Origin of the sequence: Paraburkholderia sp. JPY419 (genome assembly GCF_050435705.1) — a bacterium.
GTDB lineage: Bacteria > Pseudomonadota > Gammaproteobacteria > Burkholderiales > Burkholderiaceae > Paraburkholderia > Paraburkholderia youngii.
The window spans coordinates 1,983,168-1,995,023 of the sequence record NZ_JBNDKV010000004.1; the positions used below are offsets into that span (position 1 = coordinate 1,983,168).

Genomic DNA, 11,856 nt, shown 5'->3' on the forward strand with positions numbered 1-11,856 from the left:
GCGCCCGCGAGCCTGAATCATTCAGCGTCCGCGGCGCGCACCGCGCGTACGAACGCCGCCATCCGGGCGTGATCTTTCACACCCCGGGCGCCCGGCACTTCGATGCCGCTCGAGACATCGACCGCGTACGGGCGCACGCGATGGATCGCATCACTGACGTTTTGCGTGTTCAACCCACCACTCAAAACGGCCCGATGCGCGAGCTCTGCTGGAATAAGTGACCAATCGAAAACCTTCCCGCCGCCGCCGTAGCCTTCGACATGGGTGTCGAACAGAAGACCACTGGCTGCTGAATAGTTGAACGCCGATTTTACCAAATCGGCCGACCGAGTATCCGCCGCGACCCGCAGCGCACGCAACCAAGGCAAACCCGCAACGCCGGCGAGCGTCTCGCACTGTTCCGGCGTCTCGTCGCCGTGGAACTGCAACATCGTCAGGTTCACATTGCTCGCGACTTCCTGGACCCAGTCCGGCGTCGCGTTGACGAACAGGCCGACGACCGACACGAACGGCGGCATGTCGTGCACGAGTTCGACCGCTTGCGCGACGCTCACCGAGCGCGCGCTCGGCGGATAGAACACCAGGCCGATGGCGTCGGCGCCGAGGTCGATCGCGTGTGCGATGTCGGCGGGCTTCGACAGTCCGCACAGCTTGATGCGCGTGCGATGCGGCACACTTTGCAAGGCGGTGGCGTGGGCCTGGTTGGCGGGGGTCTCTGCGGCTTTCATGTTTCCGGTTGTTCTGTCCATACGCTGCTCCACGGCACGCTGCCCGTCGCCGGGTCGGGCACGCCGAATTGCTCAGGATAGCCCACTTGCGCGAGATACAGGCCGTCGGGCATGAAGGTGGGCGCCGCGCAGTCGCGGCTGCGGCTCGCGAGCACGTCGGCCATCCACGCGGCCGGGCGGCGGCCGCTGCCGATTTCGATCAGACAGCCCATCACGTTGCGCACCATGTGATGCAGGAACGCGTTCGCGCGAAAGCGGAAATGCACGAAGTTACCCTGTCGTTTGACGTCGATCTGGTACAGATGCTTGAACGGCGTCTTCGACTGGCATTGCGACGAACGAAAGGCCGAAAAGTCGTGCTCGCCGATCAGGTGCTCCGCGGCCGAGCGCATCGCGCCGACGTCGAGTGGCGTGTGCACCCAGCCGGCGCGGGTCGTGAGCATCGGTGAGCGAACCGGACTGACATACAGCAAGTAGTAATAGGTCCGCTCGAATGCCGAAAACCGCGCGTGAAAATCGTCGGGCATCGGCTTGGCCCATTGCACCCGGATCGTCTTCGGCAGAAACGCGTTCGGGCCGCGTACCCAGGAGATATCGACGCGGTCGAGTTCGGTGTCGAAATGTACGACCTGGCCCAAGCCATGCACGCCGCGGTCAGTGCGGCCGGCGACCACCGTGTGCACGGGCGTGCGCGTGAATTCGCGCAGCGCCCGTTCGAGTTCGTCCTGAACCGTGTTGCCGTGCGGCTGCGACTGCCATCCAGCGAACGCGGCGCCGTCGTACTGGACGCCTAATGCGATGCGCTTCACGACAGCGGCGCGAGGGTCGAAAGCAATGCGCGGGCTTCGGTGCGCGTGGCTGGATCGTTCGCTTCGATCACTTCGTTGATGAGCGCGCGGGCGCCCCCCAGATCGCCGAGCTCGATGTACTCGGAGGCCAACTCCAGCTTGTTGCGCGCGATATGGGCGAGATCGGCCGGCGTGAAGGTCGGCAGCGGCTGGGCCGGGCTCGGCGGCAACTCGAGGTCGAAGTCGAGCTTCAGCGCGCCGAAGCCAGCCGCGCCGAGACCCGCGACGGCGCCGTGACCCGCTGTGCCGGCGGCGATCTGGTCGGCGATGTGCGGCGCATCGTTGTCCGCGCCGTGGACGCCGAAGGCCTGCTGCGCGGTCGTGTCGGGCGATGCGACGGGTTGCGTCGACAGCGACGTGGCCGGCACCGCTTCGCCGACGGTGGGCACTTCGATGCGCGGCGGCAGCGGCATGTTCAGGCTGCCGAATGCGTCGACGGCGTCGCGCGGGAATTCGGTCGGCGCGGACGGCGCGGGTTGCGTCGGCACGGGGATGTCGCCTGACGGCTGACCGAGCGACGTGGTGGCGCGCGGTTCGATCTGGTGTTGCGTGAAATCGATCACTGGGGGTGGAACGTCCAAGGGGGACTGCGGTTCGGCCGTCGCGGTGTGCGGTGCGCTCGGGCTTTCTGTGGATTCCTCGTCCCATTGCACGCGATGCGCGTTCTCGTCCTGCGTCGCACCGATGGCCGGTTCGTGCGGCCCCAGCGGCAACGCGTCGGCGCCGAGCTCTGCCGCGGCGGCGAGATTGGCGGCCGTGGCCGCGGAGCGCAGCGTCTCGTCGGTGGCCGGTGCGACCGATGGAGGCTCAGTGGACGGCTCACTTTCGCTGGACGGCGCGATGCCGGCGAGTGGCGCCGTCGGTGCGGTAGGTTCGGGCGTGCCTGCATGCTGTGTCGCCTGTTCCTCTGCGGCGCGCTCGGCTGCGATGCGCGCTGCTGCTGTGCGTTCCGCTTCCGCATGTTCGGCGGCGACGCGTGCCGCTGCTTGTTCGGCTGCTGCTTGTTCGGCTGCCGCCCGTTCCGCTGCGACGCGTTCCGCCGCGGCATGTTCCTCGGCTCCTGCTCGCTCTGCTGCTGCTCGCTCCTCTGCGGCCTGTTCGGCTGCGGCTCTTTCCGCAGCGGCCTGCTGCTCGGCCTCTGCACGTTCTGCCGCCGCGCTTTCTGCCGCTGCCTGCTCGGCTGCCTCGCGCTCCGCAGCCGCATGCTCCGCAGCGGCCTGCCGCGCACGCTCCTGATCTTGCGTGTCCGATGCTTCCGTGACCGCTGCCTGCCCTGCCACCGCGCTGCCATCGTGCGAATCGGCGTTACCCGCCGATCCCGCCACTGCGGTATCAGTTGCCTCGGCACCCCGCGCCGCAGCCTCCTTTTCGCGCGTGCGGCGACCCATGCGCAGAGCAGCGAGCAGAACGACCAATGCCGCGCCCACCGCCGCCGCGATGCTCAAATTGCGCTGAGACAGGCCGCCGCCATTCGACGGCGACGTCGCCGCATTCGCGTGCTGCGGCGCCACGGGCACTGTCGCCGCTGAGCCTGCCGCTGTGAGCTGCGCAGCGCTCGTCGGCTTCGGGCCCGAAGCGACCGGCACCCCGCCAATACCGTGTTTCTGCAATTCCATCAGCACACGGTTTTTCAGCGCCAGCAGTTGCTGCAGACTCGACACCTGCTGACGCGGCTGCGAAGCCGCCTGCGCGGCTGTGGCCGCCGGTGCAATAGCGGTTGCCGCCGACGGCGCTTGCCCGGCACGCGCGCTCGCCGCCGGTTGAATCGATCCGGTCCATTCCTGGGTGCCACTCGCCGCCACGGACGCCGAACCGGCCACTGGCGCGGACGAAGCCAAGCCGCCCGCCGCCGCGCCAGTCGATACCGCCGCGCTGGCCGCGCCAGAGACCTCGGATGCGGCTGGCGTCGTCGCTTGAGCTGCGGCGCTGGCCGCACTCGCCGTGCTGGCCGCAGCCTCGACAGGTGCCGCCGTCGGCGCGGAAGCGGGCGCAGCCGCCGTGGACTCGGACGCCCCCGCCGCGGCCCCAGTCGACGAAGCCAAGGCCCCCGACGCATCGAGAGCCGGCACAATCAACACCGCGCCCACACGCATGCGGCTCGGATCGTGATTCATGAACGCAGCCGGATTCGTGTCGAACAATGCGCGCGTCGCGCGCGCGAGAACCGCGCGGTCATGCGACTGCGTAATAGCGATCGCGACATCGTTCAGCGACTGCCCTGCGTGTACGGTGTACTGCGCGCCCGCGACGACGGCAACGACAGCGGTAGTGGAACTGCCAGCGGAAGCGGTATCCGGCGTGCCCGTGGCACGAGCCGGCGCGGCAAGCGCATTGCCCGCGCCACCGCCGAGCAAAGCAATGGCGAAAGCGGCACCAGCGGCCATCGCCGCCGGACGGCTGCTGGATCGCACCTTCTCGTGACGAATGAACGTGGCCCGAAGAGCGGAGCGTCGAAAGTTCATCGGGACTCCTGGCGCGTCAGCGCGCTGCCTTTTTTGCGAGTGGAAAGAGACAAGATGATCGGAGCACAGAATGAAAAAAGCGCCGCGCAAGCGCGACGCTTCTTGAGTTGTCTACGCGTCGTGAGCGCGTAGTTTACTTTACTTGTCGAGCACAATGCGAAGCATACGACGCAGCGGTTCAGCTGCGCCCCACAGCAGCTGATCGCCGACCGTGAAGGCCGACAGATATTCGCCACCCATCGCGAGCTTGCGCACGCGGCCGACCGGCACCGTCAGCGTACCGGTGACGACCGCCGGGGACAGATCGCGTATCGACGCTTCGCGCTCGTTCGGCACGACCTTGACCCAGTCGTTGCCCGACGCGAGGATGCTGTTCACTTCGTCGAGCGGCACGTCCTTGTTCAGCTTGATCGTCAGCGCTTGCGAGTGACAGCGCATTGCGCCGATTCGCACGCACAGCCCGTCGACCGGAATCGAACCCGGCGTGCCCATGGCCGGCTTGCCGAGAATCTTGTTGGTTTCCGCGCCGCCCTTCCACTCTTCCTTCGACATGCCGTTACCGAGATCCTTATCGATCCACGGAATCAGCGAGCCCGCGAGCGGCACGCCGAAATGGTCGGTCGGCATGCTGTCGCTGTTCATCGCTTCGAGCACGCGGCGGTCGATGTCGAGAATCGCCGAAGCCGGGTCAGCCAGTTCGTTCTTCACCGCGCCGTTCAGCGTGCCCATTTGTGACAGCAATTCGCGCATGTTCTGCGCACCCGCGCCCGATGCGGCCTGGTAAGTCATGGCCGTCATCCAGTCGACGAGGTTTTCGCGGAACAGGCCGCCCAGCGCCATCAGCATGAGGCTGACCGTGCAGTTGCCGCCGATGAAGTTCTTCTGACCTTTGACGAGCGCGTTCTTGATCACGTCGAGGTTGACCGGATCGAGAATGATGACCGCATCGTCCTTCATGCGCAGCGACGAAGCCGCGTCGATCCAGTACCCGTTCCAGCCCGCCGCGCGCAGCTTCGGGAACACTTCGTTCGTGTAGTCACCGCCCTGGCAGGAGATGATCGCGTCGCACTTCTTCAGGTCTTCGATGCTTGTCGCATCTTTGAGCTTGGTCTCGTTTTTGGCGAACGACGGCGCGTTGCCACCCGCGTTGCTGGTGCTGAAAAACACCGGTTCGATCAAGTCGAAATCGCCTTCCTGCTGCATGCGTTGCATCAGGACGCTGCCGACCATGCCGCGCCAACCTACGAGACCTACGTTCATGACTTCATACCCTTCGAATGGAAACTTCCCCGCATCTTTGCCCGCAGTGACCGCGCGGGGAAGATGGGCGGGCACGACGGACGATCAGCGCTTCGTGATCGTTTTCGGGGTAATGGTTTTGATGGTAATGGCGAACTCGATTGCACGGGCCGTTGTGCCGTGCAATTTGGAAATCGAGGAGATTTGGGAGATCTGAGCCATCGCAACAATATACACGAAAACAGAAAACTGGCGGCGTTCTTCGCCGTATGATGCGCGAATCGGCCTGTTTCAAGGACGATTCGCGCTTTAACGATCAGTATTGTGACCTGACTACTGCACGCGTTTTACAGCGCGGCCACGACGGCATCGCCCATCGCGGCGGTGCCGACCTGCTTGCAACCCGGCGTGAGAATGTCGCCGGTGCGATAGCCTTGTTCGAGCACCTTCTTCACGGCGGTTTCGATGCGATCAGCCTGCTCGGCCTTATTCAGCGAATAGCGCAACATCATCGCGGCGGAGAGAATCGTAGCGAGTGGATTCGCAACGCCCTTGCCGGCGATATCTGGTGCGGAACCGTGCGACGGCTCGTACAAGCCCTTGTTGTTCTTGTCGAGCGACGCCGACGGCAGCATGCCGATCGAGCCGGTCAGCATGGCCGCTTCGTCGGAAAGGATGTCGCCGAACATGTTGCCCGTCACGATCACGTCGAACGACTTCGGCGCCTTCACGAGCTGCATCGCGGCGTTGTCGACGTACATGTGCGACAGCTCGACGTCCGCATATTCCTTCGACACGTCGATCATCACGTCCTTCCAGAACTGCGACGTTTCGAGCACGTTGGCTTTATCGACCGAGGTCAGCTTCTTGCCGCGCTTTTGCGCCGCCTGGAACGCGACGCGCGCGATGCGGCGCACTTCCGGTTCCGAATAGCGCATCGTGTCGAAGCCTTCCTTTGCGCCGGCGAACAGGCCGTCCGGCGACGTACGCACGCCGCGCGGCGCGCCGAAGTAGATGTCGCCGTTCAGTTCGCGCACGATCAGGATGTCGAGACCCGAAACGATCTCTTCCTTCAGCGACGACGCACCCGTCAGTTGCGGGTAGCAGATCGCCGGACGGAAGTTCGCGAACAGTTCGAGGTGCTTGCGCAGACCGAGGATCGCCTGCTCCGGGCGCAGCGCGCGTTCGAGCTTGTCGTATTTCCAGTCGCCGACCGCGCCGAACAGGATCGCGTCGGCTTCCTTCGCCAATGCGAGCGTCGAATCGGGCAGCGGATGGCCCTTCGCTTCGTAGCCCGCGCCGCCGACCGGCGCTTCTTCGAGTTCGAACTTCTCGCCGAGCACGTTCAGGACCTTGACGGCCTCCTTGACGATTTCGGGACCGATGCCGTCGCCCGGCAATACTGCGATCTTCATGCGAATTCCTTGATGATTTTTTCGGGTGTTTCTCGCGCAAACCGACGCGGGCGCGGACTAGACGCGCCTACATTCTCACGGGTTCGCTTAACGGACGAGGCGATTGTTCAGCCACGGCTGCTTCGCGAGACGCTCCGCTTCGAATTGGCGGATCTTGTCCGCGTGACGCAGCGTGAGGCCGATGTCGTCGAAACCGTTCAGCAGGCAGTATTTGCGGAACGCCGCGACTTCGAACGGATATTCGGTGCCGCCGTCGGCCGTGCGCACGACTTGCGCTTCGAGGTCGATCGTCAGCTCGAAGCCGTTGAACGCATACGTCTCGTTGAACAGATGATCGACCTGCTGTTCGGTCAGCACGATCGGCAGCACGCCGTTCTTGAAGCAGTTGTTGTAGAAGATGTCGGCGAAGCTCGGCGCGATCAGCGCGCGAAAGCCGTACTGCTGCAACGCCCAGGGCGCGTGTTCGCGCGAGCTGCCGCAACCGAAATTCTTGCGCGCGAGCAGCACCGAAGCGCCCTGATAGCGCGGCTGGTTCAGCACGAAGTCCGGGTTCAGCGGACGCTTCGAGTTGTCCTGACCCGGTTCGCCGTGGTCGAGGTAGCGCCATTCGTCGAACGCGTTCGGACCGAAGCCCGTGCGCTTGATCGACTTCAAGAACTGCTTCGGAATGATCGCGTCCGTGTCGACGTTCTCGCGATCGAGCGGCGCCACGACGCCGGTGTGTACGATGAATTTTTCCATGACGCTTGCGCCTGTTCAGGACCGGGCGATGCGACCGGCGGTTGGACCCCCGCGCCGCATCGCCGGCAAAAATCAAAAACCGCTTATTTCTCAGCGTGATTGCTGATCGAATTGCCGAGGTGCGACATGTCCTGGCCGAATCCGTGCACCGTGTTGCATCCGGCCAGCCCGAGCAGAAGCCCGACGAGCGTGCCGAGTGCGAAGCGGCGCAATAGAGTGATGCGATTCATGTTCTTCATCATGCGATTCATCCAAGCTTGCGAATGTCGACGAAATGCCCTTCGATGGCCGCAGCCGCGGCCATTGCGGGGCTCACCAGGTGCGTGCGCCCACCGGCGCCCTGACGACCTTCGAAGTTCCGGTTCGACGTGGACGCGCAGCGCTCGCCCGGCTCGAGCCGGTCGGCGTTCATTGCCAGACACATCGAGCAACCCGGCTCACGCCATTCGAACCCGGCCTCGGTAAAGACCTTGTCGAGGCCTTCACGCTCCGCCTGCGCCTTCACGAGACCCGAACCCGGCACGACCATCGCCAGACGGATGTTCGGCGCGACGCGGCGGCCAAGCTTCTTCACGACGTAAGCCGCGGCGCGAATGTCTTCGATGCGCGCGTTGGTGCACGACCCGATGAAGATTTTATCCGGCTTGATCGACTCGATCGGCGCGTTCGGCTCGAGCGCCATGTACTTGAGCGCACGCTCCATCGCGTCGCGCTTGACCGGGTCCTTCTCGCGCTCCGGATCCGGCACGCGGCCGTCGACCGGTGTGACCATTTCCGGCGACGTGCCCCAAGTGACCTGCGGCACGATTTCGGCCGCGTTCAGCTCGACCACGCGATCGAAATGCGCGCCCTCGTCCGACTTGAACTGCTTCCAGTACTCGACCGCGTGATCCCACTCGACGCCCTGCGGCGAGAACGGACGGCCTTTCAGGTATTCGATCGTGGTGTCGTCGACGGCGACCATGCCGGCGCGCGCGCCCGCTTCGATCGCCATGTTGCAGACCGTCATGCGGCCTTCCATCGTCAGCGAACGGATCGTCGAGCCGCCGAATTCCATCGCGTAACCGGTGCCGCCCGCGGTGCCGATTTTGCCGATGATCGCGAGCACGATGTCCTTCGCGGTACAGCCGCGCGGCAGTTGGCCCTCGACCTTCACGAGCATGTTCTTGCTCTTCTTCTGCAGCAGCGTTTGCGTGGCCAGCACGTGCTCGACTTCCGACGTGCCTATGCCATGCGCGAGCGCGCCGAACGCGCCGTGCGTGGACGTGTGCGAGTCGCCGCAGACGATCGTCATACCCGGCAGCGTAGCGCCCTGTTCCGGCCCGATGATGTGGACGATGCCCTGACGCTGGTCGTTCATCTTGAACTGCGTGATGCCGAAGGCGTCGCAGTTCGCGTCGAGCGTGTCGACCTGGAGCTTCGAGACCGGATCGGCGATGCCGTGGCTGCGGTCCGTGGTTGGCACGTTGTGATCGGACACGGCCAGGTTCGCGCTGATGCGCCACACCGGACGGTGAGCCATTTTCAGGCCTTCGAACGCCTGCGGGCTGGTCACTTCATGCAGCAGGTGACGGTCGATGTAGAGAATCGCGGTGCCGTCGTCTTCCGTGTGGACCACGTGCGTGTTCCACAATTTGTCGTAGAGAGTCTGTGCCATGGTATGCGGGGTAGTAATGACTGCGGGCTGACTGTGTCGGTCGATTATGCCACGCGACGCACCGCGATGGACTGCTTAAACAGCGAAAAAACCGATAAAAAACATGGAGTTGGCTGGTAGTGCCAATACCTGTATCGGTGTTACCCGGCAAGCATCGGCGAGCGGCGGCGCCAATGCGCCGCATGCGCGATCCGCGGCGGCCGCAGAAACGGAAACGCCCCAACGGTAGACCCGTTGAGGCGTTTCATTTGCTCCGATTTCGCGCTTGTGCGCGGCACGAATGCCGCGGCCAGGCGCGCGTATCGCGGTCGATCAGCGCTTAGCGCTGTGCAATCGGCTTCGCTTGACGCAGTGTCTCGCCGACGAACAGCTGACGCGGACGACCAATCTTCTGCTCAGGATCGGCGATCATTTCGTTCCACTGCGCGATCCAGCCGACCGTACGCGCCATCGCGAAGATACACGTGAACATCGACGTCGGAATGCCCAGCGCGCGCTGCACGATACCCGAGTAGAAGTCGACGTTCGGGTACAGCTTGCGCGACACGAAGTATTCGTCTTCGAGCGCGATCTTTTCGAGTTCCATCGCGAGCTTGAACAGCGGGTCGTCGTGCAGGCCCAGCTCTTCGAGCACTTCGTGGCAGGTTTCGCGCATCAGCTTCGCGCGCGGGTCGTAGTTCTTGTACACGCGGTGGCCGAAGCCCATCAGCTTCACGCCCGAGTTCTTGTCCTTCACCTGCTTGATGAACTCAGGGATGTTGTCGACCGAGCCGATTTCTTCCAGCATGTTCAGCGCGGCTTCGTTCGCGCCGCCGTGCGCTGGGCCCCACAGACACGCGATACCCGCTGCGATACACGCGAACGGATTCGCACCCGACGAACCGGCGAGACGCACGGTCGAGGTCGACGCGTTCTGCTCGTGGTCCGCGTGCAGGATCAGGATGCGGTCGAGCGCGCGCACCAGCACGTCGTTGACCACGTACTCTTCGCACGGATTCGAGAACATCATGCGCATGAAGTTTGCGCTGTACGACAGGTCGTTCTTCGGATACACGAACGGCTGGCCGATGCTGTACTTGTACGCCATCGCGACCAGCGTGGGCAGCTTGGCGATCATGCGGATCGCCGACACTTCGCGGTGACGCGGGTTATTGATGTCGAGCGAGTCGTGATAGAACGCCGACAGCGCGCCGACTGCGGCAACCAGAATCGCCATCGGGTGCGCGTCGCGACGGAAGCCGCGGAAGAAGAACTGCATCTGCTCGTGCACCATCGTGTGCTTCGTGACGGTGCCGACGAATTCGGTCTTCTGCTTTTCGTTCGGCAGCTCGCCGTTCAGCAGCAGATAGCAGGTTTCGAGGAAGTCGGCGTTCTGCGCGAGGTTGTCGATCGCGTAGCCGCGGTAGAGCAATTCGCCCTTGTCGCCGTCGATGTAGGTGATCGCCGAATTGCACGCCGCCGTCGACATGAAGCCCGGGTCGTACGTGAATTTGCCGGTCTGGCCGTACAGTTTGCGAATGTCGATTACATCCGGGCCAATCGTGCCCTTGTAAATCGGCATTTCAACGCTCGGCGAATTGTCGCTGAACGATAGCGTGGCTTTAACATCTGACGGGGTCATAGCACATCCTCAATCGAAGTATGAATACAGGGTTTCGATAATTGCACGCCTGGAACAACGGACTGGCGGCGCTCAAGCATTGCGCAGCAACTCCAGAACCCGGACCACGTCCGGGTCGGCTAGATCGCCTTCTGGTTCCTTGCGTGCGAGCAGCAAGTCCATCAGGTCGTTATCGCTCAGCTCGAGCAGGCGCGTGAGTGCGCCAACGTCGGCATCGCTGAGGTCATGCTCATATCGGCTGAAAAAACGCTCGAAAATCAGGTCGTTTTCCAGCAGGCCCCGCCGTGCGCGCCAGCGAAGACGCGCGCGGCGGAGAGGGTCGGACTGATGCGATGTATCGGTCATGTCGGTACACCCCGCGCCGCGCCCAGGCGCGCTGACTGCCCTCTCGGGGACAGCCTGCGCCAGGGAGCGCGGGGCTCATTGATACTAGACAGCGCGGCGAACCATCAATTCCTTGATCTTGCCGATTGCCTTGGTCGGGTTCAGGCCCTTCGGGCAAACGTCGACGCAGTTCATGATCGTGTGGCAACGGAACAGACGGTAAGGGTCTTCGAGGTTATCGAGGCGCTCGCCGGTTGCCTGGTCGCGGCTGTCCGCGATGAAGCGGTAGGCTTGCAGCAGACCGGCCGGGCCGACGAACTTGTCCGGATTCCACCAGAAGCTCGGGCACGACGTCGAGCAGCTCGCGCACAGGATACATTCGTACAGGCCGTCGAGCTCGTCGCGTTCTTCCGGCGACTGCAGACGCTCCTTTTCCGGCGGCGGCGTATCGTTGATCAGGTACGGCTTGATCGAGTGATACTGGTTGAAGAACTGCGTGAAGTCGCAGATCAGGTCACGCACGACGGGCAGGCCCGGCAGCGGACGCAGCACGATCTTCTGCGGCAGGTCGTTCAGGTTCGTCAGGCACGCGAGGCCGTTCTTGCCGTTGATGTTCATTGCGTCCGAACCGCACACGCCTTCGCGGCACGAGCGACGGAACGACAGGGTTTCGTCGAGCGCCTTCAGCTTGACGAGCGCGTCGAGCAGCATGCGTTCGTGCGAGTCGATTTCGATCTCGTACGTTTGCATGCGCGGAGCGGCGTCCTTGTCCGGATCGTAGCGGTAAATTTCAAATGTACGCTTGGCCATTTCTCTGAATT

Annotated in this window: 11 protein-coding genes; all 11 read right to left on the reverse strand. The window is 63.8% G+C overall.

The window, feature by feature from the left end:
- Positions 1–17: 17 nt before the first annotated feature.
- Complete coding sequence (locus QFZ91_RS37540; protein ID WP_429570958.1) at positions 18–728, reverse strand: phosphoribosylanthranilate isomerase; 711 nt, start codon at positions 726–728, stop codon at positions 18–20.
- On the reverse strand, positions 725–1,537 hold the full coding sequence (gene truA, locus QFZ91_RS37545; RefSeq protein ID WP_429570375.1) for a tRNA pseudouridine(38-40) synthase TruA: 813 nt from the start codon (positions 1,535–1,537) through the stop codon (positions 725–727). The genes QFZ91_RS37540 and truA overlap by 4 nt, the downstream gene beginning before the upstream one ends.
- Positions 1,534–4,038: a FimV/HubP family polar landmark protein gene (locus QFZ91_RS37550; protein ID WP_429570376.1), complete on the reverse strand. Its 2,505-nt coding sequence runs from the start codon at positions 4,036–4,038 to the stop codon at positions 1,534–1,536. The genes truA and QFZ91_RS37550 overlap by 4 nt, the downstream gene beginning before the upstream one ends.
- 138 nt (positions 4,039–4,176) lie before the next feature.
- Positions 4,177–5,298 carry an aspartate-semialdehyde dehydrogenase gene (gene asd, locus QFZ91_RS37555; RefSeq protein WP_176378867.1) on the reverse strand — a complete coding sequence of 374 codons (1,122 nt, stop codon included), beginning with the start codon at positions 5,296–5,298 and terminating at the stop codon, positions 4,177–4,179.
- Between the two features lie 326 nt (positions 5,299–5,624).
- Complete coding sequence (gene leuB, locus QFZ91_RS37560; protein ID WP_429570377.1) at positions 5,625–6,692, reverse strand: 3-isopropylmalate dehydrogenase; 1,068 nt, start codon at positions 6,690–6,692, stop codon at positions 5,625–5,627.
- Between the two features lie 87 nt (positions 6,693–6,779).
- On the reverse strand, positions 6,780–7,433 hold the full coding sequence (leuD, locus tag QFZ91_RS37565; protein WP_429570378.1) for a 3-isopropylmalate dehydratase small subunit: 654 nt from the start codon (positions 7,431–7,433) through the stop codon (positions 6,780–6,782).
- An 83-nt stretch (positions 7,434–7,516) separates the two neighbouring features.
- Complete coding sequence (locus QFZ91_RS37570) at positions 7,517–7,675, reverse strand: entericidin A/B family lipoprotein (protein ID WP_429570379.1); 159 nt, start codon at positions 7,673–7,675, stop codon at positions 7,517–7,519.
- A 5-nt stretch (positions 7,676–7,680) separates the two neighbouring features.
- Positions 7,681–9,090: a 3-isopropylmalate dehydratase large subunit gene (leuC, locus tag QFZ91_RS37575; protein ID WP_176378862.1), complete on the reverse strand. Its 1,410-nt coding sequence runs from the start codon at positions 9,088–9,090 to the stop codon at positions 7,681–7,683.
- Positions 9,091–9,409: 319 nt separating this feature from the next.
- A complete protein-coding gene (gltA, locus tag QFZ91_RS37580; protein WP_176107167.1) occupies positions 9,410–10,711 on the reverse strand; it encodes a citrate synthase in 1,302 nt (433 codons plus the stop codon).
- 72 nt (positions 10,712–10,783) lie between these two features.
- On the reverse strand, positions 10,784–11,056 hold the full coding sequence (locus QFZ91_RS37585) for a succinate dehydrogenase assembly factor 2 (RefSeq protein WP_008924386.1): 273 nt from the start codon (positions 11,054–11,056) through the stop codon (positions 10,784–10,786).
- A gap of 84 nt (positions 11,057–11,140) precedes the next feature.
- Positions 11,141–11,845, reverse strand: a complete 705-nt coding sequence (locus QFZ91_RS37590; RefSeq protein WP_008924387.1) for a succinate dehydrogenase iron-sulfur subunit — start codon at positions 11,843–11,845, stop codon at positions 11,141–11,143.
- Positions 11,846–11,856 lie beyond the last annotated feature (11 nt).

Excerpts from the sequence above, each read along its gene's own strand:
- QFZ91_RS37540 (WP_429570958.1), bottom strand. The coding sequence starts at position 728 with ATGAAAGCCGCAGAGACCCCCGCCAACCAGGCCCACGCCACCGCCTTG.
- QFZ91_RS37550 (WP_429570376.1), bottom strand. The coding sequence starts at position 4,038 with ATGAACTTTCGACGCTCCGCTCTTCGGGCCACGTTCATTCGTCACGAG.
- asd (WP_176378867.1), bottom strand. The coding sequence starts at position 5,298 with ATGAACGTAGGTCTCGTAGGTTGGCGCGGCATGGTCGGCAGCGTCCTG.
- leuB (WP_429570377.1), bottom strand. The coding sequence starts at position 6,692 with ATGAAGATCGCAGTATTGCCGGGCGACGGCATCGGTCCCGAAATCGTC.
- leuD (WP_429570378.1), bottom strand. The coding sequence starts at position 7,433 with ATGGAAAAATTCATCGTACACACCGGCGTCGTGGCGCCGCTCGATCGC.
- QFZ91_RS37570 (WP_429570379.1), bottom strand. The coding sequence starts at position 7,675 with ATGATGAAGAACATGAATCGCATCACTCTATTGCGCCGCTTCGCACTC.
- leuC (WP_176378862.1), bottom strand. The coding sequence starts at position 9,090 with ATGGCACAGACTCTCTACGACAAATTGTGGAACACGCACGTGGTCCAC.
- gltA (WP_176107167.1), bottom strand. The coding sequence starts at position 10,711 with ATGACCCCGTCAGATGTTAAAGCCACGCTATCGTTCAGCGACAATTCG.
- QFZ91_RS37585 (WP_008924386.1), bottom strand. The coding sequence starts at position 11,056 with ATGACCGATACATCGCATCAGTCCGACCCTCTCCGCCGCGCGCGTCTT.
- QFZ91_RS37590 (WP_008924387.1), bottom strand. The coding sequence starts at position 11,845 with ATGGCCAAGCGTACATTTGAAATTTACCGCTACGATCCGGACAAGGAC.